The sequence below is a fragment of the Sphingomonas caseinilytica genome (assembly GCF_023516455.1).
Lineage (GTDB): Bacteria > Pseudomonadota > Alphaproteobacteria > Sphingomonadales > Sphingomonadaceae > Sphingomicrobium > Sphingomicrobium caseinilyticum.
This window is the reverse complement of the sequence record NZ_JAMGBA010000004.1, coordinates 71,382-91,348: the sequence shown is the minus strand read 5'-3', so window position 1 is coordinate 91,348 and position 19,967 is coordinate 71,382. Positions and strand designations below refer to the sequence as shown.

The following is a 19,967-nucleotide window of genomic DNA, read 5'->3' as shown; positions in this document are numbered from 1 at the left end:
TCGCTGGAAAAGCAGAAAATGATTCGGCCACGGAACGGCCGGGCGGATTGACTTGATTGAACGTTCAACTAACAATGACGAAATGGACTCGCCGCCGACAACTCGCGATCGGATCGTCCAGGCGGCGATGGAGCTGTTCTGGCGCAAGGGTTACGGCTCGACCTCAATTTCGGACATCCTCGAAACCGCCAAGGTCAACAGCGGCAGCCTCTACTATTTCTTCAAGGGTAAGCAGGAGCTGCTGGTCGCGGTGCTCGAAGCCTATCGCGACGGGATAGGCCCGGCCTTGCTCAATCCCGCCTGGAACGGCGTCGACGATCCAATCGAGAAGATATTCGCCTTGCTGGCAGGCTATCGCCGTGCATTGGTCGACACGGATTGTTTCTACGGCTGTCCGATCGGCAGCCTGGCGCTGGAACTTCACGAGCCCGATCCCGAGGTCCGGGAGCTGATGGCCGCCAACTTCACCGCCTGGACCGATGCCGTTCGCGAATGCCTGGAGCAGGCGGATTTGCGGCCGGAAACCGATGTACGGGCGCTGGCCGAATTGACGCTGACCGTGATGGAAGGCGCGGTGATGCAGACCCGCACATTTCGCGACGTCGCCTATTTCGACCGTGCCGTCGCGCAGCTTCGCCAGCACATTGATCAACTGAGGAAGGAGTAGGCCGATGCTAATCCTGTTCGCAGCCGCGATTGCGGCAAATGCTCCAGCGCTCCAGCCGGCATTCGAGCCGATGGCGTTCCTGATCGGACATTGCTGGGAAGGAAGGTTCCAGGGCGGGGAAACCGACCGGCACTGTTTCGAGACCGTCTACGACGGGCAGCACATCCGCGACCGCCATGAGGTTACGGGCACGAAGGGCGTTTATCGGGGCGAAACCATCTACAGCCGCGAAGGCCAGGCGGTCAGCTATACCTATTGGAATTCGCTGGGCGGAGTCAGCCGCGGATCGATGAAGCCCGTGGGCGACAAGCTCGACTTCGGCGAGGAAAAGTACCGGAGTCCCGACGGCAGCGAAGCCAGCATAGCCACCCATTGGCAGCGAAAGGGCACGGATGCCTATGAGGCCATTACCTCATCGATCCAGATGCCTTCGATGAACCGGACGGTGGTCTATCGCAGGACGGACAGACCGGGAGCCGGAGCACAATAGCTCCGGCGGCCAAGCTTACTTGACGCGTTCGACCTGCTCGAATTCGAGCTCGACCGGCGTTGCGCGGCCGAAGATCGAGACGCTGACCTTCACACGGGCGCGGTCGAAATCGAGCTCTTCCACCACGCCGTTGAAGCTTGCGAACGGGCCGTCGAGTACCTTGACCGCATCGCCGATCTCATAGTCGACCTTGATCTTGGTCTTGGGCGCCGCAGCAGCCTCTTCCTTGGTGTCGAGCATGCGGTGCGCCTGCGCGTCGGGGATCGCCTGCGGTTTGCCGTTGGGGCCGAGGAAACCCGTCACCTTCGGCGTGTTCTTCACCAGGTGATAGACGTCGTCGTTCATCGCCAGCTTGGCGAGGACGTAGCCGGGCATGAACTTGCGTTCCGCCTGCACCTTCTTGCCGCGCTTGATCTCGGTCACCGTTTCGGTCGGGACCTCGACGGCCTCGACCAGGCTTTCCAGGCCGAGGCGCTTGGCTTCGGACATGATCGCGTCGCGAACCTTGTTCTCGAAACCGGAGTAGGCGTGAATGATGTACCAGCGGGACATTGGAATTCCTGTAAGTCTTTAGCCGAGCAGGCCGAGGAGGAACTGGACGATCGCGCTGAACGCCGAATCGACGCCCAGGAAGAAGATGGCGAGCAGCGAGGTCATGATGAGAACCATGATCGCCGTCGTCCGCGTCTCCTTCATCGACGGCCAGACAACCTTGGCGCCTTCAGCGCGCACCTGCCGGATGAATTCGCCGGGAGTTACCTTTGCCAATGCTCGAGCCTTCAAAAACAGATAGAAAAACGAGGTCCGCGGACACCCCGCCGGACCTCGATCGTGGGAGCGCATTAAACCAGCCCGTCATGGGAGTAAATCCCATGACGTCAGTCCTCGCACCGCGAGGCTGGCCGGGTAGCTCCGCATCCACTTCGTGGACCGGCGACGCTGCTTCGCTTCGCTCAGCTACGCGCCTTGCTTTGACCTGGCAGGGGCAGAGGGACTCGAACCCACGACCCTCGGTTTTGGAGACCGATGCTCTACCAACTGAGCTATACCCCTAGGCCGTGGCCGCGACCTAATGTGCCTTGTCGAACGGCGCAAGGGCCGCATTTCGTCATTGCGAGCGAAGCGAAACAATCCAGTCTGGATTGCCGCGTCGCTACGCTCCTCGCAATGACGGCTTAAGCGGCGATATCGTACGGAACGATTTCACCGGTCAGATACAGGTTACGCGCCTTGGTCCGCGACAGCTTGCCCGACGAAGTGCGGGGCAGGGTGCGCGGCGGCACCAGCTCGACCACCGGGGTGATGCCGGTGATGGCGCGGACGCGTTCCTTGATGTCGTCGCGAAGGCGGCCGCGCTCCTCGGGATCGCTGACGCGGCAGTGGACCAGCACCGCCGGCGTTTCCTCGCCGGACGGGCCGGTGATCGCGAAGGCGGCGATATCGCCCGACTTGAATCCGGGAAGCTGCTCGACGGCCCACTCAATATCCTGCGGCCAGTGGTTCTTGCCGTTGATGATGATCATGTCCTTGGCGCGGCCGACGATGAAAATGTAACCGCCGGACATGTAGCCCATGTCGCCGGTGTCCAGCCAACCGTCCTTCATGCACGCCTCGGTCGCTTCCGGATCCCGGTAATAGCCGACCATGACAGCGCTGCCGCGCACCCACACCTTGCCGATGCCGCGATCCGGCAGCAATTCGCCGTCGTTTCCGCGGATCTCGATTTCCATGCCCTTCACCGGCTTTCCGCAATTGACGATCGCGCGGTAGCGGCGTGGACGTTCCTGTGCCGGCGTTCCGGCGCCCGACAGCTCGCTTTCCTCCACCAGTTCGAGGCGGATGCCTTCGCCCGGCGGCATGATCGACACGGCGAGGGTCGCTTCCGCGAGGCCGTAGCTGGGGCAGAAGGCGCCGGCCTTGAAGCCTGCATCGGCAAAGCTGTCGACGAACGCCTGCATCACGTCCGGGCGGATCATGTCGGCGCCGTTTCCAGCCAGCCGCCAGCGCGACAGGTCGAACCGGTCGGCAGCGCGGGTCTGCGAGCTCATCCGGCGCGAGCAGATGTCGTAGCCGAAGGTCGGCGAATAGGAGAGCGAAGTACCGGGGTTGCGGCTGATGAGGTCAAGCCACGCCAACGGACGGCGAGCGAAATCCTCGGTCTTCAGATAATCGGACGAAACCTGCAGCGCGAGTGGCGACAACATGCAGCCGACGAGGCCCATGTCATGGTACCAGGGCAGCCAGCTGATGCAGCGGTCCGTGTCCTGGATCTCGGTCGCGACGCCATGCGAATGAAGGTTGTCGAGCAAGGCCCGGTGCGTGACGGCGACGCCATGCGGGAAGCGGGTCGAGCCGCTCGAATATTGGAGATAGGCGATCTCGTCCTGACCGGATTCCGGAAGAGCCAAGGCTCCTGCCGGTTCGATTTCGGAAAGGCTTTCCCAGTTGCGAGCCGCAACGCCTTGCTTCTCGGCTGCGGCGGTAGCGAATTCGGCGAGCTCTTCCGGGAAGAGGAATAGCTGCGGGTCGCTGCTCGACAGCATGACGACCAACTGATCGACATAGGCGTCGCGACCGCCGAAGCTTGTCGGCAGGGGCAGCGGGACCGGCCACAGCCCGGCATATATGGCGCCGAAGAAACAGGCAGCGAACTCGGGTCCGGTTTCGGCGATCAGGGCCAGCCGATCACCCTTCTTCAGGCCAAGCGAGATGAACCGGCGTGCATGGCCGAGCGCATCCTGGCGAAGCTCGGAATAGGGATAGGCGCGGAGCAGGTTCCCGCGAGCGTCATGGAAATTCATGCCGCGGCTGCCTTCCGCCGCATAGTCGAGCGCCTCGCCAAGCGTCGCGAAATCCGCAATGCGGCGAGGATGGCGATCCAGCGTGGGCGTATAGCCTTCAAGTGCAAGGCTGGTGTCGATCCTCACGTTCCGGTCGAGCACGCGGCAAATCCTGTAGTTTAAGTTCATGAACCCGGCGCACACGCCGGCGGACCCGTCTTACCGCGGGCCTTTTTGCCTGATGGTGCGGGACTGTGGCACAAACATGGCCATGCCCGCCCAAATGCCTCGCAAAACCCGTCCTCCGCTGACGCCGGGAAAGCTAGAGGAAATGGCGCTAAACTACGTCGGCAGGTTCGCCACCAGCCGGTCGAAACTCCTCGTCTACCTGCACCGAAAGCTGCGCGAGCGGGGGTGGGACGGTGCCCATGAACCCGGTGTCGAAGAGTTGGCGGACCGGATGGTGAGCCTGGGTTACATCGATGACCGGGCGTATGCTCTGTCCAAGGCCCGCTCACTGACCGGACGAGGCTATGGCGAACGGCGGGTTCGCCAGGCGCTGACGATCGCCGGGATAGACGAGGAGAAGGGCGCGGACGCGCGCCAGCTTGCCGAGGAGGGGGCGGTCGCAGCCGCGCTCAAGTTCGCAAGCCGGCGATCGATCGGACCTTTTCGCGCAATCAAGCCGACGCCCCAGGAACGAGAAAAGGCAATTGCCGCAATGGTTCGCGCCGGTCATCGCTTTGCGCTGGCCAAAGCTATTACTGACTTGAATCCCGGGGAAAATCCGGATTTCACCAGCTTGTTTAACATGCGTTAATCAAGTTATGTCGGTTCCACGACACAGCGGATAGTGTTAAGGGGCGAATGTGCAGCGTTTGAGTTACGAAACGACTCAGGAAGGAATGCCGGAGGAGATTATGTCCACGGCTACTGATCCGCTTCCTGAAGGTCAGCAATGTACGGGTCGCGTCAAATGGTTCGACGCGACGCGTGGATTCGGATTCCTGGTTTCCGACGATTGCGAGGGCGACATCCTCGTCCATTTCAGCGTCCTGAAAGAGCATGGCCGCCGGTCGCTTCCGGAAGGCGCCACGGTCGAATGCATCGCCGCGCATCAGGATCGCGGCTTCCAGGCGCGCAAGATTCTTTCCATCGACCTTTCGACGGCCTTGCCGTTACCGCCCCGCCCGGTCCATTCATCGGCCGAGCGCGCGGACCGCAAGGCATTGTCGGACGCCGCGGGCGAGTATGAGTCGGTGGAGGTCAAATGGTTCAATCGCGTGAAAGGCTACGGCTTCCTGAACCGGGTGGTCGACGGAGCGGATGGAGAGGACATCTTCGTCCACATGGAGACGGTTCGGCAGTCGCAGATCATCGACCTTCAGCCGGGCCAGCAATTGCAGGCACGGATCGCGGAGGGCCGCAAGGGCCTGACCGCAGTCGAACTCCGCGAATCCTGATCGCCCGGGCGGTTGCCCTCGGCATGGTCGCCAGCCTCGCCGCTTGCCAGCCGTCCGCATCAAACGCCGTTGAAGTGAGCCAGTCGCCTGCCGGCCTGGAACAGGTTCCGCTGACAGTCACATCGTCCACAGGCAAGCACCGCTTTACCGTCGAAGTTGCCAAGACCTCCGAGGAACAGGCGATGGGTCTCATGTATCGCAACAAGCTTGCCCCGGACCGGGGCATGATCTTCCCGTTCGATCCGCCGCGGGACGCCAGCTTCTGGATGAGGAACACGCTGATCCCGCTCGACATGATCTTCGTCCGGGCGGACGGGAGCATCGCGAACATCGCGGCCAACACCGTGCCCTATTCGGAAGAGCCTGTACCATCCGACGGACCGGTCGCTGCCGTGCTGGAAATCGCCGGTGGTCGATCGGCCGAACTGGGCATCAAGCCCGGCGACAAGGTCGAGTGGTGACAATATGCTCCTTGCCTAGGTCGAAGTAACGCGGCAAAGGCGCGGCCATGGGTATGTTCAAGAACCTCTTCACCTGGTGGGAAGGTGCCTCGCTCGGCACGACAATCACATCACGCCGCAATGGCGAAGAGGTCGGCCGCGATGAGGCTGGAAACATCTATTTCCGCCATCGCAAGGACCCGGCACGGCGCTGGGTGATCTACGACGGTTCGAATGACAGCAGCCGCGTTCCGCCGGGGTGGAATGCATGGCTTCGCGGCACGATCGACGACCTGCCTGAAAAATCGCTTCCCTCGCGCCGCAATTTCGAACTGACGCCAGAGCCGAACCTTACCGGCACGATGGCGGCTTATCGGCCGGGCGGATCGCTGGCAGCCAAGGGTGTTCGGCCTGCTTCGACAGGCGACTATGAGGCGTGGAAGCCCGAATAGGCGTGACTTGGCACCGTGCCCTCCTGCCAGTTGTAATGGCGTTCGCTGCGGCAGGGTGCGATCGCGCCCAGCAAGCCGAACCGGAAGGCAATCAGCCGGTCACCATCGACGTTCCGCGGGCATCGGGCGAGCAGCCCGGCGTAACGCCGATGGCCCAGCGGGTCGCGGTCATCGGCCTCTTGAACAAGCGAAACGGCATCGTCCGCGACCTTACCTTGCGGCCCGGCCAGGCGATGCGTGTGAAGGACGTTGTTGTCCGCCTGCGCGCTTGCGAGGCAACGGCACCGTGGGAAGTCGAAAAGCTGACCGGTGCCTATGTCCAGGTCGACCGGCTACGGTCGGACGGCCAGTGGGTCAGGAAATTCTCGGGCTGGCTCTACAAGGAGAGCCCGTCGCTCAACGTGGTTGAAGACGCGGTTTACGACGTATGGCCCAAAAGCTGTGCGATGAGCTGGCCCGGCGGGCCGGCGGCGCCATCAGCGCCGGCGCGCTCGAGCAGCCGGTCCAGCGCTTCGAATTCCGGCGGCGGCAACTCGGTGGAGGCCACCGATCCGACGTCGGAAGCTGCGCCGGCGCCAAACGAGGATAGCGCACCTCCTCCGCCTGCCACGCCCGCCGAGGATAATGCGGCGCCCAGCAATCCGACATAATGCCCGCGATCGACCGTCGTCGCACCTAGCGACGCGAGGTGGGGTGTGATGAACTGGCAATCGAGCAGTGTGAAATTGCCGACCCGAAGTCGGGCGACGAGCCAGGCCAGCGCGACCTTTGAGGCATCGGTCATTAGGCTGAACATGGATTCGCCGAAGAAGGCCCGGCCAAGCTTCACGCCATAGAGGCCGCCCACCAGTTCGCCATCGTGCCAGCATTCGATCGAATGGGCGTGACCGACGGCGTGAAGGCCGAGAGTGGCCCGCTCGATGATCGAGTTGATCCAGGTTTCCGAACGGTCGGCGCAAGCCAGGAGAACCTGGTGGAAGGCGCGATCGCGGGTGACGGTATAGCGGTCCGACCTGACCCGCTTCGCAAGCGAGTGCGACAAATGGAAGTCGTCGAGCGGGATGATCGCGCGATTGCGCGGTTCGACCCAGAAGATGTCGCCTGCATCGCGGCTGTCGGCCATCGGGAATATGCCCGCGGCATAGCCCCTCAACAGCATCCGCGGATCCAGGCCCTCGCTCATAGCAGTTTACGCACTTCCTCTTGCGGGCGGCACAGCCCCGCACCTTTTTCCGTCTCCACCAAAGGACGCTGGATGAGGATCGGATGTTCCATCATCGCGTCGAGAATTTCATCGTCGGTTGCTTCTTCGCCGGTAAGGCCAAGTTCTTCGGCGAGCGGTTCCTTGGCGCGAAGGCCTTCGCGAGGGCTGATTCCGGCACGCTCGTACAGCCGTTCCAATTCCTGGCGGCTGGGCGGTGCTTTCAGATACTCAACGACGGTCACATCTGCGCCCTCATTGCGCAGGATTTCCAAGGTCTTGCGGGACGTTCCGCACATCGGATTATGGTAGATTGTCGCTTTCATCGCTTACTCGTTCATTCGAGGTTTCCAATGCTGCCACAGAGAGGCCGCGCATAACAGCGGTAACGCCCAAGCGAAGGCCTAGATCGTTAGATTAGCGGAACCTCCTTATCATTGTCTCGTTTGGCGAGCGTGGCTTGTGCACCGCTGCCGGGGGCGTCGGGTCCTGGAGCACGGTCCAAGGTAACAAAGCAAAAGGGAGTCAGAATATGCGTAAATCTATGATCGCGATCCTGCTCGCCGGTACCGTTTCGCTCAGTGCATGTGCAACGAGCAGCGAACAAGCCGGTGACATTGCGCAGGGCGCAGCGATCGGCGCGACCGGTGGCGTTGTTGCCGGTGCGGTGATTCCGGGCGTCAGCGTAATTGAAGGCGCCGCTATCGGTGCGGCTGTCGGCGGTCTCGCCGGCGCTGTTTGGGCCGACAACAACAATGACGGCTATGCCGATGGCTATGTTCAGAATGGCCAATATTACAGCGGCACTCCCCAGGGCTATGATCCGACGCTTCGCCGTGTCGCGACCGGCGCCATTGGCGGCGCTGTCATCGGTGGCGTGGCTGGTGCCGTCATTCCTGGGCTGAGCCCGATCACCGGCGCGGTGATTGGTGCGGCCGTTGGTGGTCTTGCCGGCGCCGTTTGGGCCGATAACGACCGTGACGGACAGGCCGATGGCTATGTCTACAATGGCCAATATTACCAGGGCCAGCCGGCCGGTTACGCCGAACCAGCACCCGCAATGTCTTCGGGTGAGCGTGGCTAATGAGCGCAAGGATCCGTTTGCGATCTTTGCCGGAGCCCGTCGGACGCCACAGGCGCCCGGCGGGTTTCGCCGTTATTGTCGCGAGCACGCTGCTATTCGCGCTTCCCGCGCAACCGGTTGCGGCTGCGGTAACGGCGATACAGATCTCCGAAGCTTCAGGCGGACCTCAATGGATCAGCAGTGAAGGCGAGCGTCCTGCCCAACTTCTGATCGGGCTGCTTCAAAGTTCCAACCTCGATGGCCTCGATCCTCAGCGGTTCAATACCGACAAGCTCAAGCGGGCAGTGGCGGCGGCCGAGAACGGCGGCTTTGCTGCGGCCGACAAAGCCAATGCATTGTTGGACGCAGCACTAGTTTCCTATGTCACTGCCCTTCGGAATGCGCCGACCGGCGACTGGATCATCAACGATCGGGGCGCGGTGCCCGCTCCGCCCACGGCGGAAGAGTTGCTCGCCGACGCTGCAAGGGCTCCATCGCTTGAGACGTGGCTACGGGCGATGCCGTTCATGCATCCCGAATATGCCGAGTTGCGGCGCGCGCTTGCGCAAGCGGATACGGTAGGAAATCGCCAGTCCGCCGACCTCATCAGGATCAACCTTCAGCGGGTCCGCTTGCTTCCGGCCGGCGGCCGCTACGTGATGGTGAACACTGCCGCCCAGAAACTTTACATGTACGAAGACGGCAAGGTCGTCGACGAAATGAAGGTCGTGGTTGGGAAGGCACACCAGCCGACCCCAATGATGGCCGCGACGATCAAGTTCACGGCGCTCAATCCATATTGGCAGATTCCGTCGGACCTAGCTGCGGAAAGGGTCGCGCCTCATGTGGTCAAGCAGGGCCTGAGCTACCTCGCCGACAATGGATATGTGGTGCTGTCGGACTGGGGCGAGCGTGCCCAGCCTGTCGACCCGTCGATGATCGACTGGCAAGCGGTGGCGGACGGCAAGATACTCGTCCGCCTGCGCCAGGATCCCGGGCCGCATAATGCGATGGGCCGGATGAAGTTCATGTTCCCCAATCCGCAGGGCATTTATTTGCACGACACGCCGAACAAGGAGCTGCTCAACGAGGATGCGCGGCTGTTCAGTGGCGGCTGCGTCAGGTTGGAAGACGCGCCGCGCCTTGCCCAGTGGATTTATGGAAGACCCCTGGAGTGGAGGGGAGCTGCGGTCGAACAGCCGGTCGAGTTGCCCAAGCCGCTTCCGGTCTATTTGATCTATCAAACAGCCGTGGCGAGCGGCGACCAGGTCACTTTCTATCAGGACATCTACGGCAAGGATCGATCCTTGTTGGCTGGATCGAACGCAAGTCAGGTCGCGGTCCGATAGAAGGCTAGTTCTTCGACCAGGTGGCGGTGTAGCGGACCTTTACGCTGATCGCATTTCCTTGCCGGTCACGGGCCGGTTGCCAGCGGCTTTGCCGGATCATCAGGTTGCATAGTGCCTGGTCGACGGCGTCATTGCCGGTGGACTGGAGGACGCCGCAGTCCGTCACCCGGCCGCTCTCCCCGACGGTCAGCATGAGGTAGCCGTAGCCACGGTCTGCGGAGAATGCGCGCAACAGCCGTGCCGGCAGTTTCGAAGAATTGCCGCCTAGCAGGCGTGCCTCGCTGCCGATCCCGCCGCCCCCACCAGAGCCGCCACCGCCACGGCCCGTGCCCGATCCGCCTGCACCGGGGCCGGCGCCGGTTTGCGCCGCGCCCGCAGTCGCCGCGTTGCCGGTTCCCGCAACAGGCGCTGCGACGACCGGAGGCTTGGCGGGTAATTCGATCGCAGGCTTGGGCGCGACGACCGGTGTCGGTTCTGCCTTCTTTCCGGCTGCTCCTTCCTCCAGCTCGGCCTTGCCGGGCTCTTCTGGGGGTGGTGGTTGGGGTTCGGGGATTTCCTTCACGTCGATAAGGACGGTCGGGTCGCTTTCGCGGACGCCAAGCGGCGAATCCGATGGCATCAGCAGCGCAGCACCGATGATCATCGCATACACCAGCGCAACGGCGGCGATCGCCTTCGCCTTGTCTGGCCGGGTCGGATCAGCGCTGTATCCGGGCATGCCGGTAGAACGCTTCTGAAACGACGTGGATGCAGCTATTCCGCTGCTGGCAGGTCCTTATTCTCGTCGAGCCAGCGTTCCAGCCATTTGATGGTGTAATCGCCCGACAGAAAGGCATCGGTGGCGATGATCCGCTGGTGCAACGGAACGGTCGTCTTCATGCCGTCTACGACGAATTCCTCCAGCGCGCGTTTCAAACGGCGAATGCAGCTTTCGCGGTCGGTTCCGTAGACGATCAGCTTGCCGATCATGCTGTCGTAATAGGGCGGTACCTTATAGCCGGCGTACAGCCCGCTATCGACGCGGACGTGCATGCCGCCGGGGGCGACATAATTCTTCACCAGGCCGGGCGAGGGCGCGAAGGTTTGCGGGTCCTCGGCATTGATGCGGCATTCGATCGCATGGCCGTGAAGATTGACCTGGTCCTGCGTGACCGAAAGTCCGTCACCCTGCGCCACCCGGATTTGCTCGGCCACCAGGTCGATGTCGCTGATCAGTTCCGTCACCGGATGCTCGACCTGAAGCCGGGTATTCATCTCGATGAAGTAGAACTTCCCGTCTTCGTACAGGAACTCGATCGTGCCGGCGCCGCGATAGCCCATTTCGGCCATCGCCTTGGCAACCAGCCCACCCATATGCGCGCGTTGCTCGGCGGAGATGACGGGAGAGGGCGCTTCCTCGATCACCTTCTGGTGTCGGCGCTGGATCGAGCAGTCGCGCTCGCCCAGGTGGATTGCGTTGCCATTACCGTCGCCGAATACCTGGAATTCGATGTGACGCGGGTCGCCGAGGTATTTTTCCATGTAGACCGTTGGGTCGCCAAAGGCCGCATTGGCCTCCGACGAGGCCTGGCCCATCAGGCTTTCGAGCTGGTCTTCGTCGGGGACGACCTTCATGCCGCGTCCGCCGCCACCCGAAGCCGCCTTGATCAGCACGGGATAGCCGATTTCGGCCGCGATCTGCTTGGCTTCCTCGACGCTGTTGAGCGGTCCCGGAGATCCGGGGACGAGGGGCAAGCCAAGCTTCTCAGCCGAATTCTTGGCCTCGATCTTGTCGCCCATGACCCGGATATGCTCGGGCTTCGGCCCGACCCAGATCAAATTATGGCTTTCGACGATCTCGGCGAACTGGGCGTTCTCGCTGAGGAAGCCATAGCCCGGGTGCACCGCATCGGCGTGGGTGATTTCCGCCGCCGAGATGATGTTCGCGATGTTGAGATAGCTGTCCTTGGCCGGGGCCGGACCGATGCAGACCGCCTCGTCCGCGAGGCGGACGTGCATGGCATCGGCGTCGGCGGTCGAGTGAACCGCCACCGTCTTGATGCCAAGCTCGTGGCAGGCGCGATGAATGCGCAAGGCAATCTCGCCGCGGTTGGCGATCAGAAGCTTTTGAATTGCCACGTCGGACTACTCGATGACGACTAGGGGCTGGTCGAATTCGACCGGCTGGGAGTCGCCGACGAGGATCTGGGTCACCTTGCCGCCTTTGGGCGCCTGGATCGGGTTCATCACCTTCATCGCTTCGATGATGAGCAGGGTGTCGCCCTGCTTAACCGATGCACCGACCGCGATGAACGGTTTGGCGCCCGGTTCGGAAGACAGATAGGCGGTTCCGACCATCGGCGACTTGACCGCGTCTACGGGAGCGGCGGCTGGCGCGGCATCGGCCACCGGGGCGGCGGCAGGTGCGGCCAAAGCGGGGGCAGCGGCCATTGCCGGCGCCGGGGCATAGGCCATGACCGGAGCGGCATCGCGCTTCACCCGAATCTTGCGGTCACCATCCTCGACCTCGATCTCGGTAAGTTCATTGGCGGACAGCAACTCGGCGAGTTCCTTAATCAGCGCCGTATCGACGCGCATCGCCTGCTGTTCCTTGGAATCGGCCATTTTGTATCCCTTTATATGCCGTAGCGGCGCTCCCTGTCAGAGCCGGGCCGCCGCGTCCAGTGCCAGAGAATATCCGCGAGCGCCTTCCCCCTTGATCAACTGCGTCGCGGCCAGCGCAACCAGGTCGACATGACGGAAGGATTCACGTGCTTCGGGGTCGCTTAGATGTACTTCGATTACCGGAGTCGCGATCGCCTTCACCGCGTCGTGAAGCGCTACCGACGTGTGGCTGTAGCCGCCTGGATTGAGGATTACCGCCTTGGCGCCCTCCGCCTGTGCCTCGTGAAGCCAGTCGATCAAATGTCCTTCGTGGTTGGACTGGCGAATATCGAGCCGCACACCGAGACCCTCGGCCTGCTCGTTCAGCCGCCCGGCAATGTCGTCGAGCGTGTCGGAGCCGTAGATTTCGGGTTCCCTCGAGCCGAGCAAATTGAGGTTCGGGCCGTTGAGCACGAAGATCAGCGGTGGCGTCGGCATGGAGAGCCCCTATATGGGCACCAAGTTCATCCGTGAAGCGAAAGCGTGAGTTGTCATGTCCCTCGATGGAACCGCCGGAGTCACCATCAATGGCGAGCACCGCCGGTTGCCGGGCGGGACCAGCATCGCGCAGATGATCGCCGAGGTGGGGCTGGACCCGCTTCGCGTCGCGGTGGAACGGAACCTGGAGATCGTGCCGCGCTCTACCTTTGGCGAGGTGATCGTCGAGGACGGCGACTCTTATGAAATCGTCCACTTCGTTGGCGGGGGTTGAGAATTGACTGACACATGGACCGTTGCCGGCCGCACCTTCACCTCGCGGCTTATCGTCGGCACGGGAAAGTATAAGGATTTCGAGCAGAACGCGGCCGCGGTCGAGGCGTCGGGCGCCGAGATCGTCACGGTCGCGGTTCGCCGGGTCAATGTCAGCGATCCCAATCAGCCGATGCTGGTCGACTATATCGACCCGAAGAAGATCACCTACCTTCCCAATACCGCCGGCTGTTTCACCGCCGAGGAAGCGATCCGGACGCTGCGCCTTGCGCGCGAGGCGGGCGGTTGGGACCTCGTGAAGCTTGAAGTGCTGGGCGAAGCGAAGACGCTTTACCCGGACATGCGGGAGACGCTTCGGGCGACCGAGACCTTGGCCAATGAAGGCTTCAAGCCGATGGTCTACTGCGTCGACGATCCGATCGCGGCGAAGCAGCTCGAGGAAGCCGGGGCGGTGGCGATCATGCCGCTTGGCGCGCCGATCGGTTCGGGTCTCGGTATCCAGAACCTCGTCACGATCCGACTGATCGTCGAGGGCGCCAATGTCCCGGTGCTGGTTGATGCCGGTGTCGGGACCGCGAGTGACGCTGCGGTGGCGATGGAACTGGGCTGCGACGGCGTGCTGATGAACACCGCCATCGCAGAAGCCAAGGATCCGGTGATGATGGCGCGGGCGATGAAGCTGGCGGTCGAAAGCGGTCGACTGGCCTATCTTTCGGGCCGGATGGCGAAGCGCCGCTATGCCGATCCGTCGAGTCCCCTGGCGGGTTTAATTTAGAAAAGCGCCTAGCCGCTGTCCGATTTAATCGGATAGCCGATGCTCCACGTTCTATTCAGTTCCTCAGCTGCTGGGATTCTGCGCCAAGTTTTTCGCACTCGCAAAATCCGTGACAAGGTCGTCGATTTAACGGAATCGCTAGAATGGGGCCCGATGGGAACCGAAAACTTTCGGGACCGCGCGGAGTGGCTTGATCACAATGTACCCAATGATTTTGGGGGATGGACCTGGATCGTTGAGCATGTCTCGGATTTTCGAGCGCACATTGCCTCAGATCCCGATCGACTAGTTTGGCTAGCGCCATATTCTGCCCAAGAGAGAGCGGGGTTTTATTGGTACCTGGACCAGTTCGGCGGCGCCAACTTGAAAATGATCATCGCTGACTATCCGCTGCGCGATTTTTGCCGCGGCGATCTGCCAAAAAGCCTCGGCTTGCTTGGGAATGATCAAATGTCTCAGTTGCTTGATGAATGTCCCCGAACAAGCTGGAACAAGGCAAGATTTCCTGCCGAAAATTGGCGTTCATTAAAGGCGGACAGCGCAATGTTGAGAGTTATCGAGAATGGCGAACTTCGAAGTGCACCGAGCAACCACTTCGACGAACGCCTACTTCGGCGCATTGGGTCTGAATGGAAAGAATGCCTGCGAGTGATCGGTTATTCCCTGGGTGATATTTGGAAAACAGGCCAGGATGCCGACGACGTTTTTTTGTTGTGGCGCCTACGCGAGCTTATTCGGGCCGGAGTGATCGCTTGCGATAGGGATTCGCTGACTTGGCCGCTTCGATCTGAGCGGATGCCGATGGTACGCCGCATCGAATAACACCATCATTTTATAGCCGTCACGAGCCGCGCGGACATCGGCGCGTCGAACCCGCCGGGACCTTCGTACTGACGAAGTGCCGCCTCAGCCGCGTCCGTAGCGGGGCCCAGCATTGTTGGGTCGATCTGCTCGATGTCGCTGCGGACCGGCGTTCCTTGAACCAGTCCAAGGGCCGCATCGCGCGCCGAGGCGGCGCGGCTGTGGAGCTCGACCGTTTCATATTCAATGTCGGTAAAACCGGCAGCGAGCAGGTCGCGCTCGATCAGTCCGATGTCGTGATATGCGAAGGGTACGCGCTCATAAAATCGCATGGAATCACCCGGGAACATGTCACCCACCGCGCGACCGGCCGCCATTGTCGCGAGATTATGTTCGATGCGATCCCAGATGACGAGCTTGTAGCGGCCTCCACCGCTGAGGACGCGGCGCGCTTCGGCATTGGCGCGGACCTTGTCGGGATAGAACATGACTCCGAACTGGCAGACGACGAGGTCGAAGCTGTTATCGTTGAAGGGCAGGGCCTGTGCATCGGCGGGCTGGAAGCGGACGTTCGAAGCGCCGATCCGCCGCGCGGCCTGCTCCAGCATGGGCGCATTGAGGTCGGTTGCGATGATCTCCGCGTCGGGGAGGGCGCGGTGCAACTCCTCGGTCAGGATGCCGGTACCGGCAGCCGTTTCGAGAATGCGCTTCGGCCGATGTTCGGCCGCGCGCTCCGCGACCAGCTTCGCATAGGGCGCGAACATCAGCGGCACCATATACTGGTCGTAGATCGCCGGGATCGAGCCGGCGAAGACGGTATCTGTCGCGGTCATCGGGCGACTCCCTTCGTCATGCGGAGGACTAGCAGGAACGAGCCGACAAGCCCATGAGTTCGGTCGGCTGGAGGTAGGCGATGAGCGATTTCGCCACGCTTCGCGAACGAATGGTCGAACGGCAGATCGCGGCGCGCGGTCTGGACGATCCGGCGCTGCTCGCCGCTTTTCGCGCCGTTCCGCGAGAGGATTTCCTCAGCGGCGACTATGCCGACTATGCCTATCAGGATTCGCCGCTGCCGATCGAAAGCGGGCAGACGATCAGCCAGCCCTATATCGTAGCACTGACAATCTATGCAGCTGGCATAGCGGCGGGTTGCAGGGTGCTCGAGGTCGGAGCCGGTTCCGGTTATGCCGCAGCGGTCATTGGGCAGATTGCCGGTGATGTGATTGCCGTTGAGCGGCACCGCGAGTTGGTCGACCTGGCCCAACTTCGGATGCGGCGGCTTGGCTATGGCAACGTCCGGATCGTCGAGGGCGACGGCACGTTAGGCTGGCCTGAAGGAGCGCCGTTCGACGCGATCGTGGCAGCCGCCAGCGGAAGCCATGTTCCGCAAAGCTGGATCGCTCAACTGAAGCCTGGCGGTCGGATCGTCATGCCGATCGGCGAAGCGCATGCGGTCCAGACCTTACTGAAAGTTACTAAGCACGGTGACGGCTCGCTGAGCCACGAAGACCTCGGTGGCGTGCGGTTCGTCCCGCTGATCGGCGCCGAGGGATTTGCCGGTTAGCCTCAGCGGGCGTGGAGTGCAGCGATCGTCGTCTGGTTGGTGATCACCTCGACATCGGTCACGCAATGCAGAAGGCGGATGCCCTTGCGCTCCATGGCGCGCCCGAAGGCCGAACCAAAGGCTTCCGTGCTTTCCACCCGCTCCGACCAGCCGCCATAGGCTTCGGCCAATTTGGCGAAATCAGGATTGGCGAGTTCCGTCGCGCTGATGCGCTTCGGATAGTCGCGTTCCTGGTGCATGCGGATGGTGCCGTAGGCGCCATTGTCGACCAGGATGACGAGCAGGTCGGCACCATATTGGGCTGCGGTCGCAAGCTCTTGCCCGTTCATCAGGAAATCGCCGTCGCCGGCGACGCAAACAACCGGACGATCCTTGAAGCGCAGCGCCGCGGCGACGGCGGCAGGAAGGCCGTAGCCCATCGTTCCCGATGTCGGCGCCAGCTGGGTCGGCAGCGGGCCATAGTGCCAGTAGCGGTGCCACCAGCCGGAGAAGTTGCCTGCGCCGTTGCAAATGATGGTGTTGCCCGGAAGCGCGTCGCGCATCGCCTTGACGCAAGGGCCAAGGTCCAGCTTCACGCCTTCGCGTGCTACCGGTTCGGACCATGCGAGCCATTCCCGGTGCGCTTCCTCGCCGGAGGAGAAGCGGACCAGGTCGGGATCGGCCCAGTCGGCCGCCATCTCCGCGAACTCGCCCATGTCGGCGCAAATCGGCAGTTCGGCTCCAAAGACCCGGCCCAGCTCATTGGGATCGGGATGGACATGAACCAAAATCTGGTCGGGATGATCGGGATTGATCAACTTGTAGCCGTCAGTCGTGGCTTCGCCGAGGCGGGCGCCGACCACGAGCAGCAGGTCCGCTTCGCGGATACGCTGCTGAAGCTTCGGATTGGGGCCATAACCCAACTGCCCCGCATAGACGCCGCAATCATTGTCGATCGCATCCTGGCGCCGGAAGGCGGCGGCGGTCGGAATGCCGTACCGCCAGGCGAAGGTCGCGAAATGGTGCGCTGCATCGCGGTCCCAGCCCGCGCCGCCGATGATCGCGACCGGATTGGTAGCGTCTTTCAGAAGGCCGAACATTGCATCCATCGCGCCGGCGCAGGGGGGCTGGGCGATTGGCGCGATCTTGGGCCGGTCGATGGCCTCGACTTCATCGCGAAGCATGTCTTCAGGCAATGAAAGTACCACCGGTCCCGGACGGCCCGCGGTCGCAACGCGGAAGGCGCGCGCGACATATTCCGGAATGCGGCGCGCATCGTCGATCCGCGCCGCCCATTTGCAGATCGGCCCGAAGAAGGCGGCCATGTCGATTTCCTGGAATCCTTCGCGGTCGCGGTCGCCGCGATCGAGATCGCCGACGAACAGGATCATCGGCGTCGAATCCTGGAAAGCGACGTGGACACCAGCGGAAGCGTTGGTCGCGCCGGGGCCGCGGGTCACGAAGGCGACGCCGGGCTTGCCGGTCATCTTGCCGTCGGCATCCGCCATATAGCTGACCCCGCCTTCCTGGCGGCAGACGATCGTTTCGATCTCCGGCGCGTCGTGAAGCGCGTCGAGGACTGCGAGGAAGCTTTCGCCGGGAACGGTGAAAATGCGGTCGCAGCCCTGGATCCTGAGCTGCTCGACAAGGATCTGGCCGCCGGTGCGGAGCGCGGTTTGGGACATGGTGCGGCGCTGTAGCGGGTTGGCAGCCGCTTGGGGAGGGGTGGCTTGCAAGAGGGCCGAAATCGGCGCAAATCTGCGGCGGGGCAGTAACGCGTTCCACCCGGGCAGGGGGGGGCGGAACAATGCAGATCATATTTGCCGCGATGCTGGCGGGTGCGCCCGTCCCGGCGCCGCTCGAATATCGGTACGAAATACGCCGTGCCGAGGGCACAATCTACAATCCCTGGACGCTCAGCGATGATAGGGTCGAGCTCCGCTCTTACATAGGTTCAGGGGCGAACCCTGGTGACTTCGTCGCGCCGACCATCCGGGTTGTGCCGGGGCAGAAACTTACCGTCGACCTCGACAATCGTTTGGAAACCTGCACTGCGGCGCAGAAGCGCGACCATCTCTGCTTTAACGACACCAATCTGCACACCCATGGCCTATGGATCTCGCCGTCGGGAAACAGCGACAATGTCATGGTGTCGATCGCGCCGGGCGAGAAATTCCGCTACGAATATGACATTCCAACCGACCATCCAGCCGGGACCTTCTGGTATCACCCGCACCGCCACGGTAACGGCCTGGTCCAGGTCGGCAGTGGCATGGCCGGCGCGCTGATCGTGACAGGCAATCGGCAGCCAACTGCCGATCGACCTGGGGACATCGACATCCTCCTCAAGGATCAGCGGGGCCGGCCGATGGCCGAGCGGACGATGGTCTTCCAGCAGATCGAATATGGCTGCCTCGATGAACGCGGAATTCCGGCAGGCAAGCGCGATGCCCAGAATGAGCCGATCCGCCCTTTCACCTGCGAAAAGGGTCAGGTCGGAAGGATCGAGAATTTCGAGACCGACTGGGGATGGAGCAAGACCGGTCGATTCATGGGCATCAACGGGAAGGTCCAGCCGGTCATTGGAAAAGTGGCGGCGGGGCAGTTCGAACGGTGGCGGCTGATCAATGCCGGCACCGGCGGAACGATGCGGCTGCGACTATTCCACCTCGACCCTGCGGCGCCGGAGTTGCGGACGGTACGCGCCGAAGATCAGGTTGCCTGGCGACAGCGCTATTGCACCGGAGCACCGCTCCCCATGTGGCAGATCGCGCTCGACGGGCTGACGCGGTCGGACATTCGCAAGACCGATGAGTCCAGCGTCTTTCCCGGGGAACGGATGGACATATTGGTCAACCTTCCCGAGGCCGGCCGCTACTGCATGTTCCACGACACGAGGCGCAAGGATCCGGAAAAGGATAATCCCAAGCGTATGCTGGCCGTCGTCGAAGCGGTTGGTAAAGCTTCTCCTTCGGCAAACGCCGACGAGCAGTTGAAGGCCACCCTGGTTCGCTCTGCGGCCAAGGCCGTGGACGACCCGGCCATTCGGGACAAGGTTGTTACCGATCTTCAGAATGGCCTGAAGCTGTCATCCTTCGTCTGGCATAAGCCGATCGCCAAGGAAGAAATCAGCGGCTACCGCGAAGCGATCCTCAACGTGCTCGACGGCCCTGAAGCTACGGCGTTCCGGATGAACGGCCTGACGCACGACGAGCACCGCATCGACGCAATTCTACCCCTGGGGAAGGCCGAAGAATGGCGCGCAGCGGCCCTGGCCGAGGGCCATCCGCTGCATATCCACGTCAATCCCTTTGAGATCATTTCGATCAAGGATGCCCAAGGTCGAGACCTCGCCGATCCCGCCAGCCCCGCCTATGATCCCGACTATGGCGGCCTGATCGGACAGTGGAAGGACACGGTCCTGGTGAAAGAGGATGTCCGCGTCGCCTTTCGAACGCGCTACGAGCGGTTCACCGGGGATTTCGTCATCCACTGCCACATCATGTTCCATGGCGATCATGGGATGATGCAGAACCTCCGGATCGCCGCCGATGGCGACAAGCCGGCGGAGCATGGCGCGCACTGACCG

General features: G+C 62.4%; 24 protein-coding genes, 1 tRNA gene and 1 pseudogene. 14 read left to right on the top strand and 12 right to left on the bottom strand.

The features are described from left to right. Positions 1 to 82 precede the first annotated feature (82 nt). A complete protein-coding gene (locus LZ496_RS13370) occupies positions 83 to 667 on the top strand; it encodes a TetR/AcrR family transcriptional regulator (RefSeq protein WP_249905223.1) in 585 nt (194 codons plus the stop codon). Positions 668 to 671: 4 nt separating this feature from the next. Continuing rightward, on the top strand, positions 672 to 1,157 hold the full coding sequence (locus LZ496_RS13365; protein WP_249905222.1) for a hypothetical protein: 486 nt from the start codon (positions 672 to 674) through the stop codon (positions 1,155 to 1,157). 15 nt (positions 1,158 to 1,172) lie between these two features. Here LZ496_RS13365 and nusG read toward each other — a convergent pair whose 3' ends face one another. The 4 genes from nusG to LZ496_RS13345 all read right to left on the bottom strand — a co-directional run bounded on the left by nusG (position 1,173) and on the right by LZ496_RS13345 (position 4,099). After that, the gene (nusG, locus tag LZ496_RS13360; protein ID WP_249905221.1) at positions 1,173 to 1,709 is read right to left on the bottom strand and encodes a transcription termination/antitermination protein NusG; all 537 of its coding nucleotides are present in this window, start codon (positions 1,707 to 1,709) and stop codon (positions 1,173 to 1,175) included. Between the two features lie 18 nt (positions 1,710 to 1,727). Further along, entirely contained in the window at positions 1,728 to 1,925 is a 198-nt protein-coding gene (gene secE / locus LZ496_RS13355; protein WP_249905220.1) for a preprotein translocase subunit SecE, read from the bottom strand. Positions 1,926 to 2,134: 209 nt separating this feature from the next. Beyond that, positions 2,135 to 2,210, bottom strand: a tRNA-Trp gene (locus LZ496_RS13350). Positions 2,211 to 2,332: 122 nt separating this feature from the next. Continuing rightward, complete coding sequence (locus tag LZ496_RS13345) at positions 2,333 to 4,099, bottom strand: fatty acyl-AMP ligase (protein ID WP_249905219.1); 1,767 nt, start codon at positions 4,097 to 4,099, stop codon at positions 2,333 to 2,335. 121 nt (positions 4,100 to 4,220) lie between these two features. Between LZ496_RS13345 and LZ496_RS13340 the strand changes: the two genes are divergently transcribed. The 5 genes and pseudogenes from LZ496_RS13340 to LZ496_RS13315 form a co-directional block, all read left to right on the top strand. After that, positions 4,221 to 4,757 carry a regulatory protein RecX gene (locus tag LZ496_RS13340; protein WP_249905218.1) on the top strand — a complete coding sequence of 179 codons (537 nt, stop codon included), beginning with the start codon at positions 4,221 to 4,223 and terminating at the stop codon, positions 4,755 to 4,757. Between the two features lie 100 nt (positions 4,758 to 4,857). Then, complete coding sequence (locus tag LZ496_RS13995) at positions 4,858 to 5,400, top strand: cold-shock protein (protein WP_283938113.1); 543 nt, start codon at positions 4,858 to 4,860, stop codon at positions 5,398 to 5,400. 74 nt (positions 5,401 to 5,474) lie between these two features. Continuing rightward, on the top strand, positions 5,475 to 5,861 hold the full coding sequence (locus tag LZ496_RS13325; RefSeq protein WP_366516739.1) for a DUF192 domain-containing protein: 387 nt from the start codon (positions 5,475 to 5,477) through the stop codon (positions 5,859 to 5,861). 47 nt (positions 5,862 to 5,908) lie between these two features. Next, positions 5,909 to 6,292, top strand: a complete 384-nt coding sequence (locus tag LZ496_RS13320) for an NADH:ubiquinone oxidoreductase subunit NDUFA12 (protein ID WP_249905216.1) — start codon at positions 5,909 to 5,911, stop codon at positions 6,290 to 6,292. A gap of 149 nt (positions 6,293 to 6,441) precedes the next feature. Next, positions 6,442 to 6,675 (top strand): annotated as a pseudogene (locus LZ496_RS13315) (DUF2155 domain-containing protein); the annotation flags it as partial. 35 nt (positions 6,676 to 6,710) lie between these two features. Here the strand turns inward: LZ496_RS13315 and aat are convergent. Continuing rightward, positions 6,711 to 7,475 (bottom strand): leucyl/phenylalanyl-tRNA--protein transferase, encoded by a 765-nt coding sequence (gene aat, locus LZ496_RS13310; RefSeq protein WP_249905215.1) that lies wholly within the window; start codon positions 7,473 to 7,475, stop codon positions 6,711 to 6,713. Beyond that, positions 7,472 to 7,819: an arsenate reductase (glutaredoxin) gene (arsC, locus tag LZ496_RS13305; protein WP_249905214.1), complete on the bottom strand. Its 348-nt coding sequence runs from the start codon at positions 7,817 to 7,819 to the stop codon at positions 7,472 to 7,474. The genes aat and arsC overlap by 4 nt, the downstream gene beginning before the upstream one ends. Positions 7,820 to 8,025: 206 nt before the next feature. On the opposite strand from arsC, the gene LZ496_RS13300 reads away from it, so the two are divergent. Then, positions 8,026 to 8,577 carry a hypothetical protein gene (locus LZ496_RS13300; protein WP_249905213.1) on the top strand — a complete coding sequence of 184 codons (552 nt, stop codon included), beginning with the start codon at positions 8,026 to 8,028 and terminating at the stop codon, positions 8,575 to 8,577. Next, positions 8,577 to 9,905 (top strand): L,D-transpeptidase family protein, encoded by a 1,329-nt coding sequence (locus LZ496_RS13295; protein ID WP_249905212.1) that lies wholly within the window; start codon positions 8,577 to 8,579, stop codon positions 9,903 to 9,905. Before LZ496_RS13300 ends, LZ496_RS13295 begins: the two co-directional genes overlap by 1 nt. 4 nt (positions 9,906 to 9,909) lie before the next feature. Here the strand turns inward: LZ496_RS13295 and LZ496_RS13290 are convergent, their stop codons facing one another. Genes LZ496_RS13290 through LZ496_RS13275 form a run of 4 tightly spaced genes read right to left on the bottom strand, consistent with a single transcriptional unit; the run spans position 9,910 to position 12,986 of the window. Beyond that, the gene (locus LZ496_RS13290; RefSeq protein WP_249905211.1) at positions 9,910 to 10,623 is read right to left on the bottom strand and encodes an energy transducer TonB; all 714 of its coding nucleotides are present in this window, start codon (positions 10,621 to 10,623) and stop codon (positions 9,910 to 9,912) included. Between the two features lie 35 nt (positions 10,624 to 10,658). Next, a complete protein-coding gene (gene accC, locus LZ496_RS13285) occupies positions 10,659 to 12,023 on the bottom strand; it encodes an acetyl-CoA carboxylase biotin carboxylase subunit (protein WP_249905210.1) in 1,365 nt (454 codons plus the stop codon). Between the two features lie 6 nt (positions 12,024 to 12,029). Then, a complete protein-coding gene (gene accB, locus LZ496_RS13280) occupies positions 12,030 to 12,509 on the bottom strand; it encodes an acetyl-CoA carboxylase biotin carboxyl carrier protein (protein WP_249905209.1) in 480 nt (159 codons plus the stop codon). A gap of 36 nt (positions 12,510 to 12,545) precedes the next feature. Continuing rightward, positions 12,546 to 12,986, bottom strand: a complete 441-nt coding sequence (locus LZ496_RS13275; protein ID WP_249905208.1) for a type II 3-dehydroquinate dehydratase — start codon at positions 12,984 to 12,986, stop codon at positions 12,546 to 12,548. A gap of 55 nt (positions 12,987 to 13,041) precedes the next feature. On the opposite strand from LZ496_RS13275, the gene thiS reads away from it, so the two are divergent. Genes thiS through LZ496_RS13260 form a run of 3 tightly spaced genes read left to right on the top strand, consistent with a single transcriptional unit; the run spans position 13,042 to position 14,856 of the window. Then, positions 13,042 to 13,260, top strand: coding sequence for a sulfur carrier protein ThiS (gene thiS, locus LZ496_RS14105; RefSeq protein ID WP_249905207.1), 219 nt, complete (start codon positions 13,042 to 13,044; stop codon positions 13,258 to 13,260). Between the two features lie 3 nt (positions 13,261 to 13,263). Next, positions 13,264 to 14,034, top strand: coding sequence for a bifunctional sulfur carrier protein/thiazole synthase protein (locus tag LZ496_RS13265; protein WP_249905206.1), 771 nt, complete (start codon positions 13,264 to 13,266; stop codon positions 14,032 to 14,034). A gap of 39 nt (positions 14,035 to 14,073) precedes the next feature. Beyond that, positions 14,074 to 14,856, top strand: coding sequence for a DUF3658 domain-containing protein (locus LZ496_RS13260; RefSeq protein ID WP_249905205.1), 783 nt, complete (start codon positions 14,074 to 14,076; stop codon positions 14,854 to 14,856). A 5-nt stretch (positions 14,857 to 14,861) separates the two neighbouring features. Here LZ496_RS13260 and LZ496_RS13255 read toward each other — a convergent pair whose 3' ends face one another. Next, a complete protein-coding gene (locus tag LZ496_RS13255) occupies positions 14,862 to 15,668 on the bottom strand; it encodes a class I SAM-dependent methyltransferase (protein ID WP_249905204.1) in 807 nt (268 codons plus the stop codon). 80 nt (positions 15,669 to 15,748) lie between these two features. On the opposite strand from LZ496_RS13255, the gene LZ496_RS13250 reads away from it, so the two are divergent. Continuing rightward, complete coding sequence (locus LZ496_RS13250) at positions 15,749 to 16,399, top strand: protein-L-isoaspartate(D-aspartate) O-methyltransferase (protein WP_249905203.1); 651 nt, start codon at positions 15,749 to 15,751, stop codon at positions 16,397 to 16,399. A gap of 2 nt (positions 16,400 to 16,401) precedes the next feature. Here LZ496_RS13250 and LZ496_RS13245 read toward each other — a convergent pair whose 3' ends face one another. Then, positions 16,402 to 18,063 carry a thiamine pyrophosphate-binding protein gene (locus LZ496_RS13245; RefSeq protein ID WP_249905202.1) on the bottom strand — a complete coding sequence of 554 codons (1,662 nt, stop codon included), beginning with the start codon at positions 18,061 to 18,063 and terminating at the stop codon, positions 16,402 to 16,404. A gap of 122 nt (positions 18,064 to 18,185) precedes the next feature. Here LZ496_RS13245 and LZ496_RS13240 point away from each other — a divergent pair, with 122 nt between their 5' ends. Then, on the top strand, positions 18,186 to 19,964 hold the full coding sequence (locus LZ496_RS13240) for a multicopper oxidase family protein (RefSeq protein ID WP_249905201.1): 1,779 nt from the start codon (positions 18,186 to 18,188) through the stop codon (positions 19,962 to 19,964). Positions 19,965 to 19,967: the final 3 nt, after the last annotated feature.

Coding starts and splice junctions, on each gene's coding strand:
- LZ496_RS13320 (WP_249905216.1), top strand. CDS start 5,909: ATGGGTATGTTCAAGAACCTCTTCACCTGGTGGGAAGGTGCCTCGCTC.
- LZ496_RS13250 (WP_249905203.1), top strand. CDS start 15,749: ATGAGCGATTTCGCCACGCTTCGCGAACGAATGGTCGAACGGCAGATC.
- nusG (WP_249905221.1), bottom strand. CDS start 1,709: ATGTCCCGCTGGTACATCATTCACGCCTACTCCGGTTTCGAGAACAAG.
- accB (WP_249905209.1), bottom strand. CDS start 12,509: ATGGCCGATTCCAAGGAACAGCAGGCGATGCGCGTCGATACGGCGCTG.
- LZ496_RS13995 (WP_283938113.1), top strand. CDS start 4,858: ATGTCCACGGCTACTGATCCGCTTCCTGAAGGTCAGCAATGTACGGGT.
- LZ496_RS13260 (WP_249905205.1), top strand. CDS start 14,074: ATGCTCCACGTTCTATTCAGTTCCTCAGCTGCTGGGATTCTGCGCCAA.
- LZ496_RS13240 (WP_249905201.1), top strand. CDS start 18,186: ATGCAGATCATATTTGCCGCGATGCTGGCGGGTGCGCCCGTCCCGGCG.
- LZ496_RS13295 (WP_249905212.1), top strand. CDS start 8,577: ATGAGCGCAAGGATCCGTTTGCGATCTTTGCCGGAGCCCGTCGGACGC.
- LZ496_RS13245 (WP_249905202.1), bottom strand. CDS start 18,063: ATGTCCCAAACCGCGCTCCGCACCGGCGGCCAGATCCTTGTCGAGCAG.
- LZ496_RS13370 (WP_249905223.1), top strand. CDS start 83: ATGGACTCGCCGCCGACAACTCGCGATCGGATCGTCCAGGCGGCGATG.
- LZ496_RS13255 (WP_249905204.1), bottom strand. CDS start 15,668: ATGACCGCGACAGATACCGTCTTCGCCGGCTCGATCCCGGCGATCTAC.
- LZ496_RS13275 (WP_249905208.1), bottom strand. CDS start 12,986: ATGCCGACGCCACCGCTGATCTTCGTGCTCAACGGCCCGAACCTCAAT.
- LZ496_RS13340 (WP_249905218.1), top strand. CDS start 4,221: ATGCCTCGCAAAACCCGTCCTCCGCTGACGCCGGGAAAGCTAGAGGAA.
- LZ496_RS13365 (WP_249905222.1), top strand. CDS start 672: ATGCTAATCCTGTTCGCAGCCGCGATTGCGGCAAATGCTCCAGCGCTC.
- arsC (WP_249905214.1), bottom strand. CDS start 7,819: ATGAAAGCGACAATCTACCATAATCCGATGTGCGGAACGTCCCGCAAG.
- LZ496_RS13290 (WP_249905211.1), bottom strand. CDS start 10,623: ATGCCCGGATACAGCGCTGATCCGACCCGGCCAGACAAGGCGAAGGCG.
- LZ496_RS13300 (WP_249905213.1), top strand. CDS start 8,026: ATGCGTAAATCTATGATCGCGATCCTGCTCGCCGGTACCGTTTCGCTC.
- aat (WP_249905215.1), bottom strand. CDS start 7,475: ATGAGCGAGGGCCTGGATCCGCGGATGCTGTTGAGGGGCTATGCCGCG.
- thiS (WP_249905207.1), top strand. CDS start 13,042: ATGTCCCTCGATGGAACCGCCGGAGTCACCATCAATGGCGAGCACCGC.